Annotated in this window: 22 protein-coding genes; 8 read left to right on the forward strand and 14 right to left on the reverse strand. The window is 44.5% G+C overall.

What is annotated here, in order from left to right; genetic code table 11:
* From AM228_RS17355 to AM228_RS17365, 3 genes are all read left to right on the forward strand, one after another.
* Positions 1-1,490: CHAT domain-containing protein (locus AM228_RS17355; protein ID WP_156331861.1), on the forward strand; the 1,490-nt coding region annotated here is incomplete at its 5' end.
* Positions 1,491-1,660: 170 nt separating this feature from the next.
* Positions 1,661-3,799: a CHASE2 domain-containing protein gene (locus AM228_RS17360; RefSeq protein ID WP_231636839.1), complete on the forward strand. Its 2,139-nt coding sequence runs from the start codon at positions 1,661-1,663 to the stop codon at positions 3,797-3,799.
* 34 nt (positions 3,800-3,833) lie between these two features.
* The gene (locus AM228_RS17365) at positions 3,834-5,081 is read left to right on the forward strand and encodes a response regulator (protein WP_054467534.1); all 1,248 of its coding nucleotides are present in this window, start codon (positions 3,834-3,836) and stop codon (positions 5,079-5,081) included.
* Between the two features lie 341 nt (positions 5,082-5,422).
* Here AM228_RS17365 and AM228_RS36855 read toward each other — a convergent pair whose 3' ends face one another.
* From AM228_RS36855 to AM228_RS36865, 3 genes are all read right to left on the reverse strand, one after another.
* Complete coding sequence (locus AM228_RS36855; RefSeq protein WP_369817759.1) at positions 5,423-5,560, reverse strand: hypothetical protein; 138 nt, start codon at positions 5,558-5,560, stop codon at positions 5,423-5,425.
* A gap of 81 nt (positions 5,561-5,641) precedes the next feature.
* A complete protein-coding gene (locus AM228_RS36860) occupies positions 5,642-5,800 on the reverse strand; it encodes a DUF3754 domain-containing protein (RefSeq protein ID WP_369817760.1) in 159 nt (52 codons plus the stop codon).
* Between the two features lie 85 nt (positions 5,801-5,885).
* Positions 5,886-5,966 (reverse strand): hypothetical protein, encoded by an 81-nt coding sequence (locus AM228_RS36865; RefSeq protein ID WP_277926289.1) that lies wholly within the window; start codon positions 5,964-5,966, stop codon positions 5,886-5,888.
* A 1,253-nt stretch (positions 5,967-7,219) separates the two neighbouring features.
* On the opposite strand from AM228_RS36865, the gene AM228_RS17375 reads away from it, so the two are divergent.
* Positions 7,220-9,103 (forward strand): WD40 repeat domain-containing protein, encoded by a 1,884-nt coding sequence (locus tag AM228_RS17375; protein WP_054467638.1) that lies wholly within the window; start codon positions 7,220-7,222, stop codon positions 9,101-9,103.
* A 107-nt stretch (positions 9,104-9,210) separates the two neighbouring features.
* Positions 9,211-9,990 (forward strand): MBL fold metallo-hydrolase, encoded by a 780-nt coding sequence (locus tag AM228_RS17380; protein ID WP_054467535.1) that lies wholly within the window; start codon positions 9,211-9,213, stop codon positions 9,988-9,990.
* Between the two features lie 55 nt (positions 9,991-10,045).
* Here the strand turns inward: AM228_RS17380 and psaK are convergent, their stop codons facing one another.
* Positions 10,046-10,324 carry a photosystem I reaction center subunit PsaK gene (gene psaK / locus AM228_RS17385; RefSeq protein ID WP_054467538.1) on the reverse strand — a complete coding sequence of 93 codons (279 nt, stop codon included), beginning with the start codon at positions 10,322-10,324 and terminating at the stop codon, positions 10,046-10,048.
* 141 nt (positions 10,325-10,465) lie between these two features.
* Between psaK and AM228_RS17390 the strand changes: the two genes are divergently transcribed.
* Positions 10,466-11,110 (forward strand): phosphoribosylanthranilate isomerase, encoded by a 645-nt coding sequence (locus tag AM228_RS17390; protein ID WP_054467540.1) that lies wholly within the window; start codon positions 10,466-10,468, stop codon positions 11,108-11,110.
* A 98-nt stretch (positions 11,111-11,208) separates the two neighbouring features.
* On the opposite strand, the gene folE is transcribed toward AM228_RS17390, so the two are convergent.
* From folE to AM228_RS17435, 8 genes are all read right to left on the reverse strand, one after another.
* Positions 11,209-11,919 (reverse strand): GTP cyclohydrolase I FolE, encoded by a 711-nt coding sequence (gene folE / locus AM228_RS17395; RefSeq protein WP_054467542.1) that lies wholly within the window; start codon positions 11,917-11,919, stop codon positions 11,209-11,211.
* 132 nt (positions 11,920-12,051) lie between these two features.
* Positions 12,052-12,249, reverse strand: coding sequence for a hypothetical protein (locus AM228_RS17400; protein WP_156331863.1), 198 nt, complete (start codon positions 12,247-12,249; stop codon positions 12,052-12,054).
* A 569-nt stretch (positions 12,250-12,818) separates the two neighbouring features.
* A complete protein-coding gene (accA, locus tag AM228_RS17405) occupies positions 12,819-13,799 on the reverse strand; it encodes an acetyl-CoA carboxylase carboxyl transferase subunit alpha (protein WP_054467546.1) in 981 nt (326 codons plus the stop codon).
* Positions 13,800-13,891: 92 nt separating this feature from the next.
* Positions 13,892-14,917: a long-chain acyl-[acyl-carrier-protein] reductase gene (locus AM228_RS17410; protein ID WP_054467549.1), complete on the reverse strand. Its 1,026-nt coding sequence runs from the start codon at positions 14,915-14,917 to the stop codon at positions 13,892-13,894.
* A gap of 399 nt (positions 14,918-15,316) precedes the next feature.
* The gene (locus tag AM228_RS17415; protein WP_054467551.1) at positions 15,317-16,018 is read right to left on the reverse strand and encodes an aldehyde oxygenase (deformylating); all 702 of its coding nucleotides are present in this window, start codon (positions 16,016-16,018) and stop codon (positions 15,317-15,319) included.
* A 1,456-nt stretch (positions 16,019-17,474) separates the two neighbouring features.
* Entirely contained in the window at positions 17,475-18,662 is a 1,188-nt protein-coding gene (locus AM228_RS17425; RefSeq protein WP_054467555.1) for a TRC40/GET3/ArsA family transport-energizing ATPase, read from the reverse strand.
* A 48-nt stretch (positions 18,663-18,710) separates the two neighbouring features.
* Positions 18,711-19,106, reverse strand: coding sequence for a DUF2358 domain-containing protein (locus AM228_RS17430; RefSeq protein WP_054467557.1), 396 nt, complete (start codon positions 19,104-19,106; stop codon positions 18,711-18,713).
* A 93-nt stretch (positions 19,107-19,199) separates the two neighbouring features.
* A complete protein-coding gene (locus AM228_RS17435) occupies positions 19,200-19,766 on the reverse strand; it encodes a type III secretion system chaperone (RefSeq protein ID WP_054467559.1) in 567 nt (188 codons plus the stop codon).
* Positions 19,767-19,787: 21 nt separating this feature from the next.
* Between AM228_RS17435 and AM228_RS32905 the strand changes: the two genes are divergently transcribed.
* Positions 19,788-19,925, forward strand: coding sequence for a hypothetical protein (locus tag AM228_RS32905; RefSeq protein ID WP_156331864.1), 138 nt, complete (start codon positions 19,788-19,790; stop codon positions 19,923-19,925).
* 81 nt (positions 19,926-20,006) lie between these two features.
* Here the strand turns inward: AM228_RS32905 and AM228_RS17445 are convergent, their stop codons facing one another.
* Both AM228_RS17445 and AM228_RS17450 read right to left on the reverse strand, forming a co-directional pair.
* On the reverse strand, positions 20,007-21,251 hold the full coding sequence (locus AM228_RS17445) for a DUF4912 domain-containing protein (RefSeq protein WP_054467563.1): 1,245 nt from the start codon (positions 21,249-21,251) through the stop codon (positions 20,007-20,009).
* A gap of 1,050 nt (positions 21,252-22,301) precedes the next feature.
* Entirely contained in the window at positions 22,302-24,818 is a 2,517-nt protein-coding gene (locus AM228_RS17450; protein WP_054467565.1) for an IMS domain-containing protein, read from the reverse strand.
* A 340-nt stretch (positions 24,819-25,158) separates the two neighbouring features.
* On the opposite strand from AM228_RS17450, the gene pdhA reads away from it, so the two are divergent.
* Complete coding sequence (gene pdhA, locus AM228_RS17455; protein ID WP_054467567.1) at positions 25,159-26,193, forward strand: pyruvate dehydrogenase (acetyl-transferring) E1 component subunit alpha; 1,035 nt, start codon at positions 25,159-25,161, stop codon at positions 26,191-26,193.
* The last annotated feature ends 44 nt before the right edge of the window (positions 26,194-26,237 follow it).

Genomic DNA, 26,237 nt, shown 5'->3' on the forward strand with positions numbered 1-26,237 from the left:
CACCAATCACCGAAGCGATCGCGCAAATCCCATCAGAAACCGCCCCAGTTGTAGATCCGAATAATCCAGGATCTAACCTACTCAACGAAGTCAATATTCCAGAACCAACAAATGCGGCGGATTTTAGCTTTAATACTCCGTCACAAATTGATCCGATTTATCCGTTTACTCAATCTCGTGAACCTCAAATCTCTATCGATAATTCACTCAGCCTCAGTCTTCAAGCACCGAGACTGGACTTGAGCAACCGGCAAGAACTGGAACAACTGATCAACAGTGGCCAACTAGAACGAGCAGTCCAAATGGGCGATCGCCTATTTACTGAAGAATTTTGGGATTACTTACGCCCAGATATGAACCGCTCGCATCTGTCGTTTGCCTCAATGCAACTTCAGCTACAACAGATTGCCAAAACTACGGGGAATCAAACAGCGATTATCTATGTTTTTACCAGGGAAAAGCAGTTAGATTTAATTGTCGTTCCCCCGCTTGGCAAGCCCATTTATAAGAATGTGGCGATCAATTCCAAAGAATCTCTCTTGGAGCAAGTCGAGGAATTTCAAAACCAAATTACCGATCCGATTTTCCGGCAAACAACGACCTATTTACCATTAGCAAAGCAACTCTATCAACTAATTATTTCTCCCCTAGAAGAGGACTTAAAAAAATTAAACACTGATACCCTCATTTTTAGTGTCGATGCGGGTTTGCGAACCTTACCTTTGGCCGCATTAAATGATGGGGAAAAGTTTCTCATCGAAAAATATAGTCTCAGTCTGACCCCTAGTTTACACTTATTGGATGCTCGTTACCACGATATTCAGAATTCTCGCGTCTTAGCAATGGGCATCTCAGAATTTCCTGACAAAAATCCTTTACCTGCGGTGCCCGTAGAACTGCAAGCGATCGCCAAAAAGTGGTCAGTGGAAACCATTTTCGGTCAATCGGCCACTTTGGCAAATTTACGCCGATTGCGTTCCAAAGCCAACCCGAGCATCATTCACATTGCCACTCATGCCCAATTTAAATCCGGTCAACTGCACAACTCATACATCCAACTATCGGATCAGCCGCTACACTTGGATCAAATGCCAGAGTTAAACTGGAATAATCCCCCGGTAGAATTATTGGTCTTGAGTGCCTGCCGCACGGCGATCGGCGACCAAGAAACCGAGTATGGTTTTGCTGGGTTAGCAGTGCAAGCTGGTGTAAAATCAGCTTTGGCCAGTCTCTGGTATGCGAATGATGCCGCGACTTTGGGGCTAATGAGCGAATTTTACGCCCATTTGCGATCGACTCCGATCAAAGCCGAAGGGCTCCGACAAGCGCAAATTGCTATGCTTCAGGGTGAGCTATCTTTAACTGATGGTTTTTTGGTTGGCACCTTCGGACAAATAGAACTGCCACCAGCACTTAAAGAACTAGGGAATCGAAACTTAAACCATCCTTATTATTGGTCTGGATTTACCATGATCGGCAGTCCTTGGTGATTTTTTGCTTGCCCTTTGTCTACCGCAGTCCTCAGCTTGGGTTGGCTAAGTTCGATCGGGACATTTAAAATGGCTAGTCGGTAGATCATTTTTTGGTGGGCGATGCCCACTACGATGTGGGCAAAATGTGGGCAAAATTTAAACAAAAAATTCGGCGAGCCAAAAAAACATTGTTCATTGCACCCGCGATCGCCGCATTGGTGATTGGAGTGCGAATGACCGGCTTATTACAATCATTAGAATTATCAGCCCTGGATCAATTTTTTCTCTTGCGTCCGGCTGCCGAACCGGACGATCGCATTGTCATTTTGGGCGTTGACGAACAAGATTTACGTTATGTGGGAAAATGGCCAATTCCTGATGGGGTATTGGCTGAGTTACTCAAAAAAGTCAGACAGCAACAACCTAAAGCCATTGGTCTGGATATTTATCGCGATATCCCCGTACAACCGGGACATGAAAAACTGGTGCAAGTTTTTCAAACCACGCCCAATTTGATTGGAATTAGCAAAATAGTCGGCGAACAGGTTGACCAGATCCCAGCGCCTCCAGCCCTCAGCGACCGAAATCAATTCGCGGCCAACGATTTCCCTTACGATGTGGATGGCAAAGTGCGTCGGGCTTTTTTATATCTTAGTGATAAGAATGACGAGAATGTCTTTAGTTTGGGATTTCAACTCGCTTTGATGTATCTCAAAGATTTGGGCATTCACCCCAAAATGATCGATGAGCAAAAATTTAAAATTCAACTCGGTCAAGCACTCTTTACTCCTTTTCGGCGGAATGATGGAGGCTATGTTTGGGCGGCTGATGAAGGCTACCAAATTTTGCTGAATTATCGCGGCCCCCAGGGTTTTTTTCAGACAGTCTCGCTTCGGGATGTTTTAAACGATAAAATTTCGCCCACTTTAATGCGCGATCGCATTGTCATCATTGGTTCCACCGCTATCAGCGTCAAAGATGTTTTATTGACTCCTTATAGTACCAGGCTGTTTGATTCTTTACCCCACCCCATGCCCGGAGTTGAAGTCCATGCCAATGTCACCAGTCATTTTATTAGTGCGGCTTTAGACGGGCGATCGCTGTTGCAAACCTGGCCAGAAGCGATCGAGTGGATCTGGATTTTCTTCTGGTCGCTCATTGGCGCCACTGTAACTTGTCAATGGCGTTCTGACGGCAACCTGAATAAAATACTAATCGGCCAAACTAGCATCATAATTCCCATCACCTCCCTGGCTTTAATCCTCTTATGTTATATTGCATTTTTACGCAATTGGTGGATTCCCCTAGTCAGCCCCCTACTCACCCTGATCGGTTCCACCACCTTTAAAATTGGCTATACCCTGTGGGAAAACCTTCTGCTTTCTCACAAACAACTTGAAGAATATGCCCGGACTCTAGAAATCAAAGTTGAAGAACGTACCCAAGAACTAAAAGATAAAAATTATGCTCTGGAACAAACCCTGCAAAAACTTCAAGCCGCCCAAAAGCAAATCATCGCCCAAGAAAAGTTAGCCTATCTCGGTTCTCTCACCGCTGGCATTGCCCATGAGATTAGAAATCCTTTAAACTTTATTAACAATTTTGCCCAGATTTCCGGGGAACTCACGGAAGAATTAGTAGAAGAAATTAAAGCCGTATTTGAGGAAACCGAAAATGACAGCGTAGACCCAGACGAAGTGGAAAATATTTACGATATGTTGACAGATTTGAAAGACAGCGTGGCGGATATCGAAAGTCATGGCAAAAGAATTGAAACCATTATTCAGAGTATGATGATGCATACTCCCACGCAAAAAGGTCATCGAGAAATGACAAACATCAATCTGTTATTATCCGAATCCATTGAACTAGCTTACAATAGCTATTTAGCCAAAGGTAATCGCTGTGCCATCACTCTGGCAACTGACTACGATGAGGCGATCAGGGAAATCGAGGTCATCCCTCAAGATATGGCCCGGGCTTTTGTAAATATCATTAAAAATGCTTGTGATGCAGTTAGCGATCGCCAAAAAGCCCTAGGGGAAAAATTTCAGCCGATGATTTCGGTGAAAACGCGAAATCAAGATGAAGCCATAACCATCTCCATCCAAGATAATGGCATTGGCATCCCTCCAGAAATTGTTGATAAAATTTTTAACCCATTTTTTACAACCAAGCCGCCTGGAGAGGGTACGGGTCTGGGCTTATCCCTGACCTATGATACCATTGTTGGAGAACATCAAGGAGACATCAAGGTAAAAAACGATTCAGAAGCATCCACAGAGTTTATCATTGTTATACCCAAGAAAAGCTCGTCAAATCTGTAAGAAAAATTTGTAAAACCCAAAGGGGAGTATTTGGATGATTCCTAAGATTTTATTCGTAGACGATGAACCGGCTTTGTCTCGCTTAATCAAAACCAAATATAGAAGCAAAGTCAAAGCCAAAGAATTGGAATTCTTCTTTGCGGAAAATGGACTGGCGGCTTTAAATACGTTGAAAGAACAAACCATCCATATCGTCATTACTGACATTAATATGCCAGAAATGAATGGACTGGTATTACTGGATAAAATTCAATACCTGGATTTACCAGTGCAAACCATTGTCTTGTCCGCGTATGGCGATATGCAAAATATTAGATCCGCCATGAATCGGGGGGCTTTTGATTTTCTCAACAAACCCATTGACTTTGAAGATTTAGAAATCACCATTCAAAGAGCCTTAGATCATTTAAAAAAAATTCAGGAAAATCAACAAAAACTCCAACAAGCCCAAACTCAACTTATTCAAAGTGAAAAAATGTCTACTCTCGGTGAATTAGTTGCCGGAGTCGCTCACGAAATTAATAACCCAGTAGGTTTTCTCACTGGTAACATTACCATCGCTGAAGACTATTTCACCGAAATCGTCGAACTATTAAATCTCTATGAAGAGAAATTTCCGGATCCGGGGGCAGAAATCATTCACAAAATGCAAGAAATTGATCTGGATGCTATGAAAGAAGATATTCCAGAACTCATTTCATCTATGCGAGAAGGAACCGATCGCATACTTTCCTTAAGTACCTCCCTAAGAACCTTTTCGCGATCGGATATTTCCGCCAAAAGTTCCTTTAACATCCATGATGGCATTGATAGCACCCTGCGAATTTTAAAGCACCGTCTTAAAGCTAATGAATTTCGTCCCGATATTCACATCATCAAAGACTACGGAGACTTGCCAACCGTGGAATGTTATCCAGGGCAACTCAATCAAGTCTTTATGAATATTTTTGCCAATGGGATTGATGCCTTAGATCAATCAAGTATGGGTCAGTCCTATGAAGAAATCCTGGAAAATCCCAAGACAATTACCATTCGCACCGAAGTCAAGCCCGAAAATGGCACAGTGATTATCGGCATTCGAGACAATGGCTCAGGAATTCCCGAAAACGTCAAAGAGCATATCTTTGAATATTTATTTACCACCAAGCCCGTTGGCAAAGGCACTGGTTTAGGTTTGTCGATTTCTTATCAAATCATTGTGGAAAAACACTCAGGGCAAATTAGTTGTGTTTCCGAACTCGGAGAAGGCACCGAGTTCATTATCGAGATTCCGATTCAATAAATTTACGCCAGTGATATTTTTCAGTGAAATTACCAGGCATTACCTGGCGATCGCTCATAAATGTCGCTCATAAATTTCGCTCATCAATACATTGCTCAAACAAATCCAGGGAACTATTACTGAGCATCGATAAATATGTGATCCAGCGATCGCCTAAAATGATAGGATAGATTATGAATTTAACAATCTTCTTTTGCTTCCAGAAAACTCCTGCATTTCCTGAACAGAAAAGCATTATCCCAAACATAATCAATCACAGTTTTAGCATCATCTAAGGATAATACTTGACAACATACTTGGTTGTCATAATTCAGGAGAGAAACTTCACGAATATTCTGTGGTTATTCAGTGTCTTTCATCACCTGACCGCGAATGGTTTGTAAATTTTGTAAAAAGCCTTTAATATCAAAATAAATTTTTGGATCAAATTTCTCATTCATCCATTGTTCAATGATGTCATCTAATTCTTCAGGAGTCATGGGTTCTGGATTCCTTAATAGGTGATAGTAAACCAGGATAATCTCCTTACACTCTTCTTCTTCAGCCGCATCAATCAAGGATTAAAACACCCCCACATTAATCGCTAAATTTCTAAAAAATAAAGTCTCCGTAACATTTTTTTGAAATTGAATCTGTTTATTTTTGTAGCTGTTGTACTGTTTAAACGCAAAACCCCCTAGGGTGACTAACAGAGATCCGCTGGCAATCAATGCTGGCATAATATTTTTGACGTCTTCTTTTTTAGCCTGCACATAAAGCTTTTTGGGGCAAAAATAATAAATAAAATTACCGCAACAATTAAAATTATCTCTGGTAAAATAGTATAATTAAAATACCTGCCCCAATTCCCGGAATCCCAAACAGGAGTCTATCTTTCCATGTCATGCTGATGTCCACATTAGGAAAAAAAACTCTAAATCAAAGGTATATTTTTATAGACATAAACATAATTTTTGCCGGGGATACAATTAAGCTTACTTTTAATATATTTTTTTGGCATCTTTATTCTCCATCTTAAAATTTAATTTAATTAATAAGGCAAATGAAAAATATCAATTTTTATTGAAAATTTTTTAAATAATTTATTATAATAAACATTTTTATAAATATCTCCTCGAGAATAACAAACCATCTGCTGAAAATCATTAAAATTTACCGATATGTTTAGTTATATTAATGATTTTTCCGCAAAAGCTCTTTCTAAGCTATCGGCGGATAAGGAAAAATAATTGGCTCTTTTCAGTAGCTTGGTGAAATCCTGAATCAGTTCAGTTTCCATTGCCGCAAGCTGAGTGGGGTTGGGCTGGATCCGAGATTTTGTTTCAGCATCGGGATCGAAAGGAGCGTAGTTATCTTTGTTATCTTTTAAAGTTTCGAGGGTATGATGGAAATGAAAATGATAATAAGCTGATAAAATATCACCAAAGTCGCGAAAGGTACATCAGCAAGAGATAGCTTCCCATCTTCAATACATAGTTAGATTAGGTCGGTGCGCCGATAAGGAATAAACGCTTCCCGGTCTTCATAGACTGCCATATTATTTCTTAACTCCTTCCGATGACCCTCAGTAAGCGACTAAGGGCTGATCTGATATGCTGCTGACAAAACTTGGTGACATTTTTTCTGCGTTTATTCTATAATAAAATTGAACGATGATCTAGTGTATATCTAGTGTAAAATATCTTATATCTGCGAGGAAATTTAGTCTATCGTTACCGAATGATTGATTGGCATGACCCCAGTAGAAATATATGGGGTACTCCATCGGAGTCAAGACAATACAAAAGAATGCTTTCCCAAGCTAAAACGCCTAGTGGCGCCCTTTTCCGCCCTCGGTTGGGGGGATCGCTCCGTCCCATTTGCACTCTTGTCTAATATACTAAAAAATATTCCGAGATCAATTTTGGGTTAATGATGACGATCGCCTCTCAGCTTACCTGGGATAAAAAACGACAAATAGGCCAGGTTATAATTAAACTTATATGGCCATTGTTCTATTGTTTTTTGATTTATGCTTTACTCCCATCAATTTTTTCAAAAAATTCATCACCATTCATCACCAATGGGTCAATGAATCAGCAAAATTAATCAGCAATCAGCAAAATTATTGGCGAATAAATCAGTAAGAGGACATGAATATGAATCCTAGTCGAGATAATGCGGAAAAAAAAAACCCACAGTCGAAAACATCTCTAACGCCCGAAGCATCCGGCTCAAATTTAAAACTATTGTATGGCGCCTTAATTAACACTTTCAGCGGTCATCATAGGAAAGTTACTTCTGTGGCTATTACTCCAGATAATTTGCGATCGCTTTCTGCGTCTGATGACCGTACTATTAAAGTTTGGAACCTAGCAAATGGCCGAGAAATGATGACTCTTTCTGGTCATAATGACTGGGTACGATCCGTCACCGTGACCCCCGATGGAAAACAGGCAATTACTGCATCAGATGACCGCACTATTAAAGTTTGGGATTTGACAACCGGAAGTGAACTGTTTACCCTTACAGGTCATACGGATATGATCCGAACCCTCATCGTCACACCCGATGGCAAACAGTTAATTTCTGGATCTTCTGACCATACAATTAAAATTTGGTGCTTGGCAACCGCTAAAGAAATAGATACCCTAATCGGGCACCATTCTTGGGTGCGTTCTCTGGCCATCACTGCCGATGGTAAACTTCTTATTTCTGGTTCTTTTGACAATACAATTAAAGTCTGGGATTTGAAAAAACGCAAAGAATTAAGCACTTTAACCGGCCATAAAGAAGCTGTGGTGACAGTGGCGGTGACTCCCGACGGCAAACGAGTCATTTCCGGGTCATTAGACCACACCATTAAAGTTTGGAATTGGAAAACTGAGGAAAATATTTTTACCCTGAAAGGTCATACAGAACCCGTGCGATCATTGGTGGTCAGTGCCGATGGAGAATTGTTATTTTCAGCGGGCAATGACAAAATTATTAAAATTTGGAAGCTGAAAAATGGCCAAGAAATTTTTACCCTGCAAGGTCATAGCACCATTGTGCGATCGCTGGCAATTACCTCTGATGGTCATAAACTGATTTCTAGTGCGGAAGATGGCAGCGTCAAAGTCTGGAATTTAACCAAAGATGATAAATTTTGGTCTGTTAAAGCTCATGGCGATCGCATCATGGGACTGGCCATCACACCGGATCAAAAATACCTGGTTTCCGCTTCTTTTGATAAAACTGTCAAAGTCTTAAAGCTCAAACAAGGTGAAGAAGTAGTGACTCTTAAAAGTCACACCGATAAAGTGCAAGCAGTGGCCATCATTCCTCATAAAATGCAGGCAATTTCTGGGTCACGAGATAATACCTTGAAACTCTGGGATCTACACAGTGGAAAACTGGTTAAAACCCTTTATAGCGATCCACGCCAAGGTCATGCCGCATGGATCCGCGCTGTCACCGTAACTCCCGATGGCAAACAAGCCATTTCTGGTTCCGTTGACCACAAACTTCAAGTCTGGAATTTGGCCGCTGGAGCCGAACTCAAAACCATCGCGGGTCACGCCAGCGCGGTGCAAGCGGTGGTCATCACCCCTGATGGCGATCGCGTGATTTCTGCTTCCGTAGACACAACGGTGAAAGTTTGGGATCTGGCAACGGGAGCCGAACTGTTGGAGTTAAAGGGTCATCACGGCACAGTGCGATCGCTCTGTGTCACTGCCGATGGTTCAAAAGTCATTTCTGGCTCCTCCGATTGCCATATTATTGTCTGGAATTTAGCCACTGGGGAAAAACTTTTTACCCTCAGCGGCCATACGGGACGAGTGCGGGGGTTGGCTGTCACCAGCGATAGCAAATATTTGATTTCTGCATCGGAAGATTGCACCCTCAAAGTTTGGGATTTGCCGCAGCAAAAAGAAATCGCCACCATCCGAGGCGCTGATGCTTTTTGGTGTTGCGCCCTTTCTGCGGATAGTCAAATCATTGCCGTTGGCGATTATTCAGGACAAGCCTATTGCGCTCAAATAGCTGATTTAATCAGTTAACCGGATCGGCTTGGCCTTTTCTCTCAAGCTGCCGGAAGCTGAATCAGCCCGTTTTTGTAAACTAATAATCGAAAGTAAAAGAAACCAGAGTAACTAGCTCTCATCTTATGCACCTAACTTACTTAGACAGTAATTCTTGGCTGATTGAATTCGGCGGCAAACGAATACTACTTGACCCCTGGTTAGTTGGCCCTTTGGTCTTTGGCAATGCCGGATGGTTTTTCAAAGGGGAACGCCGGACAGCCCGTCCCATTCCAGAGAATATCGACCTGATTCTCTTATCCCAGGGATTAGAAGATCATGCTCACCCAGAAACCCTGAAAAAACTCGATCGCCAAATTCCCGTAGTCGGATCTCCCAATGCGGCCAAAGTGGTGCGACAGTTGGGCTATACCCAGGTGACAGAACTAGCCCACGGCCAATCTCTGCCCCTGGGTGGGCTGGAAATTCAAGCGGTTCCCGGTTCTCCCATTGGCCCAATGCTGACCGAAAACGGTTATGTGCTCAAAGAATTAGAGAGTGGTTACACCCTGTACTATGAACCCCACGGATATCATTCTCCTACTCTGAAAGACTTGGCGCCCATTGATGTGGTGATGACACCGATCATTGATTTAGGATTACCCCTGCTAGGACCAATTCTCAAGGGAACCGAAACCGCTCTCAAGTTGGCCGAATGGGTAAAACCCCAAGTGATGCTGCCCACAGCGGCAGGGGGGGATATTGCTTTTGAGGGTTTATTAGTGTCTTTGCTGCGTGCAGAAGGGAATCTAGAAGATTTTCGCTCGATGTTAGCTCGGCACAATCTGGCGGCGCGAGTGATTTCTCCGACTCCCTGGGAACGGTTTGAAGTGCCTTTAACACCGCGAACGGCTACGGTGGCTTAAGAAAAGTAGGGTGGGCAAAAATTTGCCCACCCTACGAATAGCTACAATTGGCTGACTACAATAGACCGGCGTTACCGAGTCCTAAAATCATTCCTGCCCCCAGCAAGTGGCCAAAACTCATGGTTGCCAGTAATTCCGGGACGCCAAAGCCCGTAAATAATCCTGGTAGTCCGGGGATTGCAGGCCCTGTTCCTGCTTGTTGAATCGCTTTATATCCAATAGAAACGGCAAATAGATTGCAGAAGATCATCACGATCGCTACATTAAAAGACCATTCTGGTGTGATGACACTTGCTGCGGCGATCGGGCTGAATAATAAACTCGTGTAAAGCAAGTTCTTATCTCCTAATATTGATAAATCGTTACAACTGTAGAGGATTTTAAAAATTTTCTTTCAAAAACGCAGTAATTTGTATTAAAGATTCACAATTTTTTTAAGTTTTGCTACAAAGACCAAGAATCAAGGGAGGTGGGAATGCGAGTTAAAATATGTGGGATTACAACACCATTACAAGCAGAGGCGATCGCGAATCTGGGCGCCACCGACCTGGGTTTTATTTGCGTCCCCACATCCCCGCGCTATGTTACTCCCGATCAAATTAGGACTGTGGTGCAGCACTTATCCCGATCCATCCCCTGCATAGGGGTATTCGCAAATACCACAATCGATAAAATTTGTCAAGTATTTAGGGAGGGAAATTTAACAGCGGTGCAGCTACATAGCCATGAATCCCCAGAATTTTGTCAGCAGTTACGCGCCAGTTTGCCCACTGGGGTGGAAATTATCAAGGCTATCCGAGTGAAAAACGCCGCTGCTTTAGCTCAGGCGGAGATTTACGCAGAAGTTGTGGATACTTTGCTGCTCGATGCCTATCATCCAGGGCAACTCGGTGGCACGGGACAACCTTTAGACTGGGCTGCTTTACAACAGTTTTCCCCCAAATGTCCCTGGTTGTTGGCTGGGGGACTGACCCCGGACAATATCTTAGATGCCCTAAAACAAGTAAATCCCACTGGCATAGACCTCTCTAGTGGGGTAGAGCGATCGCCAGGGGATAAAGATTTAACCAAAGTAGCCAGACTATTTGAGCAACTTCAGCAATTATCTTTGCTCAAATAATGTGATTGGTTATTTGTGAGAAAGTTATTTGGGATTAAATAACAAAAGAATCCCTAACCAATAACCAACAACCAACAACCAACAACTAAGAACATTTTTTAGAAAAATGCGGGCTGGTGGCGAATCAGGTTCAGGAACTCTTCGCGAGTTTTTTGATCTTCACTGAAAATTCCCAGCATGGCACTGGTGACAGTCCAAGAACCGGGCTTTTGCACCCCGCGCATTACCATACACATGTGGCTGGCTTCCATCACCACCGCCACCCCTCGCGGTTCTAAAATTTCCTGAATCGCTTCAGCCACCTGACGATTCAGGCGTTCTTGGACTTGTAAGCGACGGGAAAACATTTCCACAATCCGCGCTAGTTTGCTCAATCCCACCACTTTTTGATTGGGAATATAAGCCACATGAGCTTTGCCCATGAAGGGTAGCATATGGTGTTCGCAGAGGCTGAAAAAATTAATATCGCGCACGAGCACCATTTCATTGTGACCTTCGTCAAAAATCGCGCCGTTGACTAATTCTTCTAAGCTCTGACTATAGCCACTGGTGAGAAAGCGCATTGATTCTGCCACCCGCTTGGGTGTTTTGAGCAAGCCTTCCCGTTGGGGATCTTCGCCCACACTCAGGAGAATATCCTTGACGGCTCCCACCATGCGCTCATAGTCTTCGTCGGTGGGGGGATGTAAATTCGGATTGCTGCCATTGGCTAAGTTGCGATCGGGTCGGGTTTGAATCCGCCGGTCTCCATTTAAACTGTCAGATAAATCAAAACGGAGATTGGAACCGTGGGAGGAAGCAATAGTCATAAGACAAATTATTGAATAATTGGACAAATTTAAACTGGAGTGATTGGTCAATGGCGATCGCTTTGAAAATTTGATTTAATTGTGAAATCGATCGCCCCCACCAATTCACTGCCATTAAAGAAACAGAAAATTTCAGCCGTTAGAAAACGGCATTTGCAGTAACAGATGGTTCGTTGTCAGCGCCCCAACCAGGACATGTCTGGTATTTTCGGTATCTCTGCTGACTAAAGCCAGATCCATCCCCCTATAGGGAGATGCGGATCTACATCGATCGCTCTCACTATTGGCGCTGGCGATCGAAACTTGCTGCTGTGGGAGAACAATGTTCATAAATAATTCCGAAATTCCGAAGTTTTTCTGGTTCATGCTGACTTAATCAATCTTGCCTGAATTGCTCAGAAGAGAAGTTGATTTTTTTCATTTTTCCATGGGGAGTAAAAGCCTTAATTTCCTTAAATACGACTGTAGTTAGTGGTGATACCAAATCCGGTTCTCCCCTAGGGGCGATTCTTCAGATGTCCCGAACCGCGAAGGCGTGAATCCACAAGCGTTTTAGAGGAAGATCCTAGGGGCGAGAAAGCGAATCGCCCGTATACAAGTGGATTTGGTATGATATATAAGAAGCATTTAAAGACTTTATTAAATATTTATTAAATCTTTATTAACCAAATTTAACCAAAAGATTACCAACCTCTGATGCCGTAAATTAAAGCAATCGAGGCTATTAATCTATTTTTAGTTTGACATTCAGTGCCAAATTACCGCCCTTAATAATTATATCATTGAACCGCCATAATTTTTGCCCGTTTTTGTTAGAGATTTAACCTTTTTTAGCTATTTGATTTGATCTGATGGGCATTTGAATAACCAATGAACATTACTCGGTCTGGATCGGTTTTTTAGGCGGAAACTTCCATAAACATCCCCATGCGACGAAACTTTTCATAACGCAATTCCCGCCGCTGTTGACTGGTCATTTGCTGAAGTTCATCTAAGTTTTCTAACAGGGCTGCTTTTAGAGTCTCAGAGGCTTTTAAGGGATGAGAATGGGCGCCGCCCACAGGTTCGGGCAAAATTTGATCGATAATGCCTAAGTTTTTTAGGTCTGATGAAGTAATTTTTAAGGCTTCAGCGGCTTGGGGGGCTTTACCGGCATCTTTCCAAAGAATAGCGGCACAGGCTTCAGGGGTGGCTACGGTGTAAACCGCATTTTCCAAGATTAATAGGCGATCGCCTACGCCAATTCCCAGGGCGCCACCGGATCCTCCTTCGCCAATCACCGTACAAATAATTGGCACATCCAGCCGAAACATTTCCCGCAGGTTATAGGCGATCGCCTCTCCTTGGCCGAGATGTTCTGCTTCTACCCCAGCCCAAGCCCCCGGAGTATCAATAAAGGTAAAAATCGGCATCCCAAAGCGATCGGCGTGTTCCATTAAGCGCATAGCCTTCCGGTAGCCCCCTGGGGAAGCCATGCCAAAATTCCGCAGCACATTATCTTTGGTATCTCGACCCTTTTGATGACCCAGAATCACTACGGGAATGCCAGCCACGCGAGCGATCCCCCCGACCAACGCCGGATCGTCACTGCCCCGGCGATCGCCGTGCAGTTCCACCCATTCATCCGTAATTCCTTGGATATAATCCAAGGTACTCGGGCGGCGGGGATGTCGAGCCAGTTGTAAGCGTTGGATCGGCGACAAGCTACTAAAAATCTCTTGCCGTAATTGATCGGCGCGGGCTTCCAACTGTTGAATTTGCTCAGAAACATCCACCCCATTTTCAGACGCTAAGTCTCTAATTTGTTGGATGCGTGCCTCTAGTTCGGCCAGGGGCTTTTCAAAATCTAAGAGAAATACTCTACGCTCGCGGGTTGACATTCGCAATTCGTCACTAATGGTTACAGGTAAAAAATCGCTTTTCTTTAAATTCAGTTAAATTTTGGTTAAGAATTCACCAAAATTTCGCCAGATTAAAAAAAGTTGAGTAACGGTTGAAATCCATGTTTTCTAGATAGAAGTCCAATTTGTTCCATCTTTTCCACGGTAATTTGGTTTCTGCCCCAAGAGAAATTGGTGTAGATTTTTTCAAACTCCAACAGCATGGATTCCGCAAAACAAGCAAATAACTGCCGAGCCGGGATATCCATATTGACAATTTGCATAATTTGCCAGTCAATATCTAGAGAATGCTCGACGATGCCGCCGTTCAGTACCGAAACCCCTGGATGTTGAATTTGACCGCCGAGGTTTTTCGGATAACCCCCATCAATCACCAAAGAAGGTTGTTTCATCTTTTCTGGGTCAATGGGAATTCCCTTGGGAAGGCTGGCAACACATACTAAAATATCCGCTTTGGGCAAGGCTTCTTCAAAGCTGGCAATTTGCCCCCGCCCTAATTCCGTCTGTAAGGCTTCTAGTCTTTCTTGGTCTCGAGCAATCAGTAACAGTTCTTGAACATCGGTACGACTGGTTAGCCAACGGCAAATCGCACTGCCAATATCCCCTGTGGCTCCCAAGATGGCGATCGTCGCCTGCGAGAGGGAAATACCTAATTTAACCGATGCCTGTTCAATTTGTTGGCAAATAATATAGGCCGTGTGCGTATTTCCCGTGGTAAATCGTTGGAACTCCAGGGTAATGTTCCGAACGTTGCGGAATTGCTCTAATTTAAAATTTTCAAAGATAATCGAGGAAAAGCCACCCAGAGCGGTAATGTTAATCCCATGTTTCTGAGCATGAGCCATCGCGTTGAGAATTTTACGCGTGGCCGCTTTGATGCGACGGTTGGCCAGCATTTCGGGCAGAAAGCACGATTCCACATACCGTCCTTCAATTTGCTGTCCAGTAATGCTTGTGACTTTAATCGTGTCTACTATCTGGGGCGGGGCTGCACACCAGAAATCAAGCCCTTGATCAGCATATTCCGGGTAGCCCAAATCTCTGGCGACAGACTGGGCGTGAGTCAAACTGGTAAGATGACCGATAAGACCAAACATGAAGCGTTTACAGTAAACCCGTAAATCGGGCAAAATGGGGTTAACAGGACAACGGTTTTTCAGCAACCTTAACAATAGTACACAAAATTCTCCTCATTAAATCCATTTTTCCGGAATCGGTATGGAAATTTTTGATGAACCAGAAATGGTAGGGCTATTTGATCGCACCGCTAATCCCCTCTAACAGGCTTTTCCCTAAGACTTTGAGCCTTTGCCATCCACTCCTGAGTAGGGAATGTGGGTGCGATCGCGCTCTCTGGGAGAGAAAGAGAGAGGCCATTGATGGCTGCTCTCCCTCGCTCGTCAATTGCCTCAATTGTCCCTGAGAGACAATCAGGGGTGTATCGATGCTTGGATCGACACTTGGATCGACACTTAGATCGATACTTAGATCGATACTTAGAAACTGCCGGTCAGTCCATAAGCGGACATCCGCATAATTTCTCCGGTCGAGAAACCAATATTGCTCAGGGCTTCGCCGTAGGCGATCATAAAGTCTTCTACCAAGGCTTCTTTTTCCATAGCCAGGGTACGAGCATCTTTAGCCACTTCGTTGAGCATTTTCCAGACTAAGGGTAGGTTCTGCTTGTTGGCTTGTTCGAGTTCGGCTTTGGATTTCTCAAAATGCGCCTTGAGCCATTTTTCGCCAAAGTTGAGATGACTGTACTCGTCTTTGACCACGCCTTCGGTGATCTTGCGGGCAAAGGGATCTGCCACGGGAATGTAGATGTTGTAGGCAGCGATCGCAAAGCACTCAATAATCAGCGATTGGATTAACAGGCAGGTGACAACTTTTCCTTCCTTTGCGGCATCCTGGAAATTTTGGTGCAGTTTGGCAAAAAACTTTTGGGCGAACTCCATGTCTGGCATAACATTGAGGTTTTTACCACAGGCTTCAAACCCTTTTTTGTGCCGGTTCTCCATTTTGGCCAAACGGATCAACTCTTCTTTGCTCTCCGTCAGCATTTCCGCCAGTTGGATGTAGTTATCATTGGCTTCTTGTTCGCCCTCGATCACAATCGCGTTAATCCGGCTGTAAGCGTCTTTATATACGTCACTATGAAAATCAATGGCTGGGCTAGAGGCCTCAAGCTGCGGCATAGGTCTATCGTCTCCTGATGATGTTCGGTATTATATTGAGTCCACCTTAGAGGTTCTAAGGTTATGGAATCAGTTGTTGTATCCACTTAAACAACTTATATGTTACTTTAACTCTCTCAACACAGAATTACATAGAATTTTTACCCAGGAGGAAAATTGCTCCTGGATAAAAAGTTGGGCAAGGGTTCAGCTTCAGCGATTTTTCTCCATCCCCCGGGGCATCCCTGAGCGATTGTCACTGGAAATTTTCCTAGGTAGAACGACCCCTAATCGATCGCGGTCATCCTAGGAAGGCTGCCCTTGTCCGGTGAAAACATAATTTTTTTATTGTACTAGGAAGCAGGCGGCGATTCCTTGGGCGTGCTTAATGATTCCCTTCGATTTCCGTCTGATCGGGCGTCAGAGTGAGCATATCTGCTTAAGAGCAATGGCTGATTCCTTGGGATTCACGGCAGCTAAGGGCTGGGGAATTGTTTGGTTCTGAATGTGATGATTTGATGACAATTTAACCTTGGTGGTGGTTGCCTAAGAAACGAAATAAGAAAACTGGGCTTTAACCGTGTCCGTTCTTATGGTGATGGTGGGAAATTCTCATCGTTCTCTGCATGGTGATGAGGCGATCGCCCTCCTTATGGCCATCTCTCTCTTTTTCTTCTATTAATATCTTTTGTTGAAGAATTTTTCTGGTAAAAAATATTGACAATTACCAATAACCCAGAAACCGGGTTTATGCATCGGCATATCACAGTTATCTTTGGGGTACACAGAAGAAACCCGGTTTCTTTGCCCTCGCTTGGCAGCGGATATTGGCAGCGGATAGATAACGGATAAAAGAATTATCTCATACAGAAAATAGAATGATCCATCCGCTGCTAACCATTATTCTCAAATAAAATAGTCAATATCCATCCGCTGCCAACTTGCCTGTATTGGTTAAAGGTTAAATAAAAACCACTTTCGACACAAAGACCACGAAGAATATCTCTTTGTGTCCTTTGTGGTGAAATTATCTCTAAAAAACCTTGACAAATTTGCCAATAAACTGATAGTATATAGTCATCAAGAATAATTCAGGTTTATTGGGGCAGGAAAAACATCCAACAAGCCCAAACGATACCTGGGACTACCCGGCCCGGAGTGGCGAAAAAAGTAAGAGCGAAAAACCCATAACCTCTCCGGGTCTGGTAAAATCCCTAACTCGTTTCAAAACTCACTTCGGGGAGCCCAGGTGAGGGGCTTCCTCTTGGGCTTTTAATCGGAGAAACCGGGTTTCTTTTCGGGATATCTGCATCTGTGGAATCCAAAAAAGAAACCCGGTTTCTTGCTTGGGAGAAAGAGAAAGCGATCGCTATTTGAAAATCAAATAACTCCAGAAACCGGGGTTCTTTTCGGGATATCTGCATCTGTAGGATACCCAACAGAAACCCGGTTTCTGTTGGGTTTATTAGCCCTCTAGTTAAACTTTCGTGGGTTGAGCAAAGCGGATTTTCAGATAATCATCATCCATTTTTGCCCCGGCAGGTTGCAAAGCTGCTAACGCTTGGGGCAATACCAAATTACGTCGATGATTGCCAATGCGTACATTCAACTCATCCCCAGTTTTACTAAGCTGAATTTGGTCTTTAGCAATTCCCGGTAAATACAATTCCAAACTGTATTGATTATTTTCTTGTACCATCCGCACCGTGTTTTCTTTATAGTAAACCTGAGCGGGGTCTTCATCGGCGTACAAGGTTTCTTTCAATCGGTCTAAAGCTTCTAACCCACACATTTCCTCCGAATACAACGGCACTTCTTTGACCGGCAACGGACGGAAATTCTCATGGATTTCTTGCTTATACTGATCTTGGTTTTCTTTCCAGCGTTGGAAAAATGGATCGGTGACGGAATTCGGAATAATTCGATTCGCGATTACCAAGTCCGTTGAGACATTGTATAAGCTCAAATAGGCATGAGCTCGCAAAGATTCTTTAATCACCATCTTTTCTGGGTTGGTGACTAAACGGACTGAGGTTTGCGTATTGTCGGTTAAAACTTTTTCTAACGCTTCAATTTGCTCATAGAATTCATAAGGTGCATCCATCACCTCATTGGTTGGCAAGGAAAAACCGGCAATGGGTTTAAAAATTGGTTCGACTAATGGTCGGAGGGCGGCGGAGATGCCCTGGAATGGCTTGTAGAACTTCCGCATATACCAACCCCCTACCTCCGGTAAACTTAATAACCGCAGGGCGGTTCCGGTGGGCGCCGAGTCAATAATCAATACATCATAAGTGCCTTCATCATAGTGGCGCTTCATCCGCACTAAGCCAAAAATCTCATCCATCCCTGGCAAAATCGCCAATTCTTCGGCTTCAATGCCATCTAAACCTCGCGCTTGTAACACTTCGGTAATATAGCGTTTGACTGCACCCCAGTTGCTTTCTAGTTCAATTAATGCATCTAGTTCAGCCCCCCAAAGGTTTGGTCGCACGAGTCTGGGGTCATGGCCGAGTTCCATGTCAAAGCTATCTGCCAAGGAGTGGGCAGGATCGGTGCTGAGTACCAGAGTCTTATAGCCCAATTCCGCACAACGTAAGCCTGTGGCTGCGGCAACGGAGGTCTTGCCTACTCCACCTTTTCCGGTCATCAGGATTAAGCGCATTGATGATTTCTTCCCCAACCTGAGAAATGTTTACATTACTTTACTTTATTAGTTTAGCGGTTTTTTACTGGCAATGAAGTGTTGTTTGAGGACATCGAGGCGAGAAATGTCCCAGTAGTCGATGTGTGAACTGATTAATCCTTCTGGGTTGAGCTTTAATTCACTCCAGCCGGGGATGGATATTCTGGGTTGCCACGGTAAAGGGGTTGTCCAATTTAATGTCCAGCGAGTTTTGATGGTGTTTTCCTGTTGGGAAATTTCATGTAATTCTAGTTGAATTTCTTTAAACCAGGTACGAATAAATCCGATCATTTGCCGGTAGCGCTCTATGCCGAGAAATTGATTCATTGGGTCTTTGAAGTAAACATTTTCGGCATAAATGCTATAAGTTTGGTCAGCGGGAAATTTTTGATAATCTTGTTTGAGTATTTCTATAATTTTCATGGTTTTTTATTTGAAAAAATTTTTTTGCCAGCTTTTAACTGACAAATTAACCATTCAATTTAGGGCTAATATTGAATGGTTAATAGCCAGATTTTAAGGTTCTATTTCCGGCCAAAGCCGTTCGAGTTGATAACGCCATGCGGCTAAGGTTGCTTCTCGTGCTGCTGCCCCTTGGTCCATCTCGCCCATGAGTCCTTCTTGATAAAATCTTTCTAAGGTTTGTAGGGTGGTTGCTAAGGTTTGTTTTTGCATTTTTGCGGCTTTAATAATTTGCCGAATCTGAGTTTCTATTAGCTGCTGAAAACAGTCAGATAGTCCGCGATCGCCCATACTAACTAGCCGTTGAATCGCTGTGGAAAAATCTGGAACAGTTAAACTGTCTAAAGGATGCTGAAATACCCCCCAGAGGATATTCTGATGCAAGGCATAGCGAGTTTCCAGAGTCAGATCGAAGTTATCAATCATTAGTTGTTCTAAGAAGTCTTGGGCTTCGGAAAACGGGGCTATAGGAATTAATACTCTTAGCCATGAGTGGTCTTCAGATAATAATACTAATAATCTGAAATTATCTGTTTCAATTTGCCATGAATCAGGCGGGCTAATTTGAAGATTTGAGCTAAAGAGTTGTTGTAGGGTTTCGGTAATTTGTTCTGGTTTCATGCGGTTATTTTATTGGGAGTCTTGATAGTCGATTATAGTGGCGATCGCGATCGCGATCGCGATCGCCTATATTCTATATTCTATATTCTCTATTCTCTTCTCTATTGGGATTCTATATTGGGGGTCTTTGGCGTCTTTGAGGAGTATGGAATTCCTTGAAGGAATAGCAAATAAAAAGCCCCCGGCCAAATCGGGGGCAGTCGTTATGAGTTCATGGGGAACTCAACACGCAGAGCAAGATTAAGCGAGCCATTCTTCAACGGCTTCTTCTTTGGTGTTGGTGTGCCGTGAAGGAGTTTCACGGGTGAACTTCATGTGGATCGAGCGGTTTTGCTCGCCATCGGCTGCCACTGCCATGATGGGATAGTCAATCAAGCCATCTTGGAAGGACATCTGGAAGCGGAAGGTGCCGTCAGAGTTCAACTTAATCGGACGACCGCCGATGGTCACGGTGGCATCGGGTTCGGTAGCCCCGTAAACAATCAGTTCGGCGTCAGCAATCAGCCAGAACTTGCGAGGACGGATTGGCGGCATAGAAGCGGAGAAGCCCACACCAGACATCCCGACACCAGACATGGTTAGACCAGACATGGTGGGAACTGCCCACATCCCAACTCCAGAGGGGAAGACGTAGGAACTGACGGTTTCGATGGAGGGGATGGAACCGGGGACGTGAGAGCCGGGGACGTGCTGCATGGAACCAAACAGAGAACCTGCGACCCGCTGGGCTTCCACCCCTTGAGCCATGTCGAAGATTTGGTCGTAGATGGGGTTCTCGGCGTAGACCTTCTTGCTGGGGGGAACCAGAGTAAATAAGGTCTTGCTCCGCAGGTCTTCTTCCCAGTCTACGGTGATGAAGTGGTCTTCAATCCAGTCAGAAGGATAGACAGGAGGAATATGAACTTCAGCCGAACGAGCCAGAATCAGCCAGCGACCATCGGCGCAACGATAGCCAATGTCAATCACATAGTCGCGATCGCTTACAGGAATTGGCATATACCATTCGCGAGCCAATTCATCACAGGGATATTCCTGAATGCTGTGAGGGCTTTCGTATTCCAGGTTCACATCAGTGACATCGTAGATGCGGAGAGCCAGTTGTTGACCCCCTTTGCGGCGCATTTCTTGTTTATGCTCGTTGGTGACATCCCAGTAAGCATAAGCCCATTGGGGGTCACGGGGCATTAACACAATCCGGCTTTCACCATAGCCACCGGGCAGATCGCTGAGTTCTTCATCCACAGAAGCAAGAGTGCCACCAGTGCGATCGTCTTGACCTAATTCAAATTTTGCTGCTTCCACTTCTTCTTGCGCCTCCAATTGCGTATATGGATTTTGAGAAACTTTCGTTTTTTGTTTGTCTTGAATTGCTGACAGCAGTTGCGCTTTCCGCATCCGGCTGTAGCGAGAGATGCCTAATGCACTAGCAACTTTACGCAGTTGCCGCAATGTCATCTCTTCGAGCGGTGGGCGTTCTTTTGCCATTAATCTGGCCTCCGATAACTTTGATGGCTATTTGGTTGCGACTGGTTTGAACACCAAGTCAGTGCATATGAAATTGGTGCGATCGCGGCAACCCATAAAAGCCTACCTTGATCCGATCACGATCCCGTATATTTCCTAGGGGTTTTAGTAATCAACAATTCGGTGTAATGATCGACATAGAGATTGACGATATTTGACGATTTTGTCCTAATTACTAATCCATTGATTCTTAAAGAGCGATCGCATGAACTCCTGTTTTCTCATCACAGAAAATTGGTGGGAATGCAGGTAGCAATTATTTGCCTAAGCTGAAAAAATCTTTTTACCTGCAAAGGGAGCTTATCTAATTTTTTCACCATCTAATCACTTAACCCGATCAATTCCTTTCTCACCACCTGCATTCTTATCACCTCCATTTATAAAACTTATGGGAAATTTTATCGATTCACATTTTGTTACATTCAATACACTCTTTCTTTGGGATCATCGGGATCGCTTTACTAAGTAAATATTGCAAAAAATTTTCTATTCGATCAAGGGGGTGACAAGTTCATTCCAAGTAGATTTACGGATTCATAGGCAGATCGGGGATCATTTGGTTAATTTTTCTTGACATAAAGCCCGTCAAGCACGGTTCTAGAAGGCCAAAATGTCATATTTTCATAACAAATTAAGCCATAGTATCCTAAACAACAGACATTTGAGGGATCTACCTGGGCAAAAGCCGATGAAATGAGGTCGTGAAATTAGGCAGGAAAAAATGGCGATCGCCCCTAGCCGCCAGAAAACTCCGGCCGGCGTCGCCAACAAACTCCCTCAAAATAATCCAGATACCCGCTTTGGCATCAAATAAACACCAAGTACGAACCCGCGCATTCGGATATTAAATTTGGGGGTTAACACTTGTTAAATTATTGCCCGAAGGCGAAAGCCCCTACATCAAGGCTGAATCTCAGAAATCATTTCAGCATCGCCATGAAAGTCCTGTTAAAACTAATCGAAAAATCCTATAAACAGACAAAAAACCAGGCAATGCTTAAGAAATCTTCTCTATTGTAAAATCTCCCAATTACGCAGTCGCCATTGACCATTATTTTTATCGCGAACTAATTCATACCGAACCCGCAACTGTTCATTTCCATCTCTAACAAACTGACCGCCTTCATATAATTTACCCACTTCAGTCACATCTACTTCCACCGTAGCTTGATTCGGATCGGTTTTATTCACTTCAATTTGTCTAACATTAAGCTGATGCTGCTGATACTCCCAGTACCAATTTTGCTGTTTGGCCAACTGGGCTGTTTCTCGCCAACTAGACAAAGCCGGATCGAGCAAAATCGTATTGAGTTGCTCAAATTGATGCTGTGGACCGAGGGCTTGTGATTTCAGGGCAAACCATTGCTGAATCACCTGAGTCGCCTGTTGCTGATTTAACTCCGTATTGCCTGACGGGGCGGCAGATTTTTGGGGATCGGGAATCGGGATGACTGCCGATTTGTCGGCCAAGTTAACATCACTTAAGTAAATCTGGAGTTGTTCCCCTTTGAGGGTTGGACCAGAGAAAAAGATCGCTCTGAGCAAACTCCAAAACAGCCAAATTCCCACCAGACCTACAGCCCCGACTAAAACCAGCCGTTCAACCTTCAGCCCTTTAATCATCAGGGCTTCGGAGCTTTTTTTCGAGGATTTGGCGGCACTGCGAGGTGAAGTCCCACTACTCTGGGGGGGATAAGGGGGGGTTCCTACCCGGGCTGCTATGGGCAAACGAGACTTATCTTCGGATCTGGTCTCCCCAGACACCGAGTTGCTTCTAAAGGTATCGGCGGACGCAACCCGGTTTCTGATGTTGCCAGTAGTTTCCAGCGGTCTAGAAATTGGCCGACTACTTCTGTCAGCGGGTAAGCTTGGGGAAGGGGTGGAAACCGGAACCTTTGAAGGGCTCGGATTTCTAATCGCACTCGGCAAGGGACTAGAGATTGTGGTAGGGGTTGTGCCGCCAGAAGTTACAGACCCCCGAGGACTCTGACTACTTGACCCGGCAATAATTCCGTTACTCGGAGACTGCCCCGATGTAGCATTAGTAGCATTAGATTCTGCCATCCGTTCGCTTAGAGATGGCATGGTCAAAGTCGGTTCCCGATAAGCTGCGGGTTGGGGCAATCCTACAGTAATCGGAGATTTTGGCGGTGGCACAACCATCCATTGATTGGCCTCATCCACTGAAGACTCCGGCAAGGATTCCAAATAGGCTTGACAGTTGGGATCGGCAAAATAATCCTTTAAAGAGACTTGAGCTTGGAGCAAATCTCTAAAATAAGGAAAAACTTCTGATTGCAGCCAGCGTTCGCCATACAAACATAATCCGGGCAGTAAATCGGGAGAATCTTTAGAATTTTCTCTAATAAACTCCAGCACATCATGTTCTTGGGTCAGATCCAACGCATGAGACGCTTGCTCGGTCTGACCGAGTAATAAAGCACAGACTGCTTGTTCTAAGTGAACATCTTGCCTGCGGGCTAAATGAGTCAACATTAAACTAGCACGGCGAATCAGTGCCGGTTGTCTGTTGGCAAAGCCACGGGCTATTAATGCATAGACCGCTAGATAGGTGGCGACCGCCGAGGGACGACGGGCTTCGGCTTCAAATAATTCTTGTTGTTCGCCTGCGGTTAAGTGGCTGCGGAGTTGTTGGATAAACCGGAGAAAGTCATCGACATTTAAACCGGAACGGTCATCGCCGCTGCCATCAATTCCTTGGCGTTCTTCTAACATATCGCGCAGGAGTTCCAAGCCATGCCGACGTTCTTTTACTTTTGACTCAGGCAGGGCTAATAATTCTAAGATGCGATAAGGCCGCAGTTTATACAGGTCTGCTTGAATTTCTCCCCGGACGCTGGGAAATAATTCTTCACGCAAGAGTAATTCTTGGCCAGTTTCTAAAGATGTGGCGGCTTTTTGATATTGCCCTTGTTGCCATTGTTCTCTTCCCAGTTCTAAACAAGCTAGGGCTAAAGTCAGCACAATATCGGGGACAACTAGCTGAGGATCGCCAAATTTAGAAACCGGGTTTCTATGAGAAATGTCTGTTGCCCCACCGGCTTCTACATAGAAACCCGGTTTCTGGCTAATGTTATTGGCATTATTTGCACCTAGATGGGGCAGACCTAGTTTGAGTACAAGCTCATATTCTCCTAATTCCTGGAGAATCAGCAAGGCACCTACGAGTTGTTGTGGTTCTATTCCAATACTCGGAGTATGAGGATCAAAGTCAGCGCTTCCCGGTTGAGTCCGATTGATCGATGGCTTGGCTTCCAATTGCTTGCCGGATTCCATCTCATTGTATGTTTTAGCTAGGAAGCTGGCATCATAAATTTGGCGTTCTTCAGGATCGCTCAGAATAGCATAAGCTTCGTCTATGAGTTGTTTGCGTAAATCAATGGCAATATCAGAATATTCTCGACGCGGATATTGTCGGCTGCGATCGCGATGGGCTTGTTGTAATTGTTCAGCGGTTGCTTGGATCGGTAAACCGAGAATGCGGTAATAATCAAGTGGAACTAGCACTATTAATCCCCCTGCTCACGAGTAACATCTAGTTAGCTTATAGTTAGCTGTTTTTGGCTTCTGACCGAACGCACCGTTATCGTGCGATAATTATACGCTCTAGCTTCATAGCTAAAAGTGTACACGCATTCATTAATCGTAGCGACTCGCCACTTAGGATCGGTGAACGCCTTCTCGCTCGTAGAGAAGAGAGGAGAGAGGATGCATGGCTAACCGTTGACCGTTGACCGTCAACCATAAATCGTCATCCGATCGGATCTGTTGCCAAGGTAGTGGCGATCGAGGATGATAAGTTGAAAAAACCTGTCTAAATTTTATTTGCGATCGGTAGGAGAATTAAATGTTTCAGGAGCGAACTGCACCAGTTTATCAGGCCAGCGCAACAGAAGTCACTAAAGAAGAAGGATTGATGTTGTATGAAGATATGGTCTTGGGGCGGTTGTTTGAGGATAAATGCGCCGAAATGTATTATCGGGGCAAGATGTTTGGCTTTGTTCACCTCTACAATGGCCAAGAAGCCGTGTCTACTGGGGTTATTCGGGCGATGCGGCGAGATGAAGATTATGTGTCGAGTACCTATCGCGATCACGTTCATGCTTTGAGTGCGGGTGTTCCAGCCCGGGAAGTGATGGCGGAGTTGTTTGGCAAGGCGACGGGTTGCTCTAAAGGTCGTGGGGGTTCGATGCACTTGTTTTCCGCAGAACACCGGCTTCTGGGGGGTTATGCGTTTGTGGCGGAAGGTATTCCCGTGGCAATGGGGGCGGCTTTTCGCAGCAAATATTGCCGAGAAACGATGGGTGATGAGAATGCGGATCAAGTGACCGCTTGCTTTTTTGGCGATGGGGCTGCCAATAATGGCCAGTTTTTTGAATGTTTGAATATGTCGGTGTTGTGGAAACTGCCGATTCTTTATGTGGTGGAAAATAATAAGTGGGCGATCGGGATGTCCCACGAACGTGCTACCTCTGTGCCAGAAATTTATAAGAAAGCCAGCGCTTTTGGGATGCATGGTGTTGAGGTGGATGGGATGGATGTGCTGGCAGTGCGGGCTGCGGCTAAAGAGGCGATCGCCCGTGCTCGTGCCGGAGAAGGTCCAACCCTGATTGAAGCCCTGACTTATCGTTTCCGAGGTCACTCTTTGGCTGACCCCGATGAAATGCGGTCGAAAGAAGAAAAAGAATTTTGGCACGCCCGCGATCCAATTAAGCGATTGGCAGACCATCTGATTACTTATGGTTTGGCTTCTGAGGAAGAGTTGAAGGCGATCGATCAAAGAATTCAAGGGGTGATCGATGATTCCCTGGAATTTGCCACCACCAGTCCCGAACCAGATGCCAGTGAACTGTATCGCTTTATTTTTGCGGAAGATGTATAGAGCGTAGTTCTTTTTGGGGAGCGGGGGAAAGTGAAAAGTCGTAG

This window comes from Planktothricoides sp. SR001 (genome assembly GCF_001276715.1).
Taxonomy (GTDB): domain Bacteria; phylum Cyanobacteriota; class Cyanobacteriia; order Cyanobacteriales; family Laspinemataceae; genus Planktothricoides; species Planktothricoides raciborskii.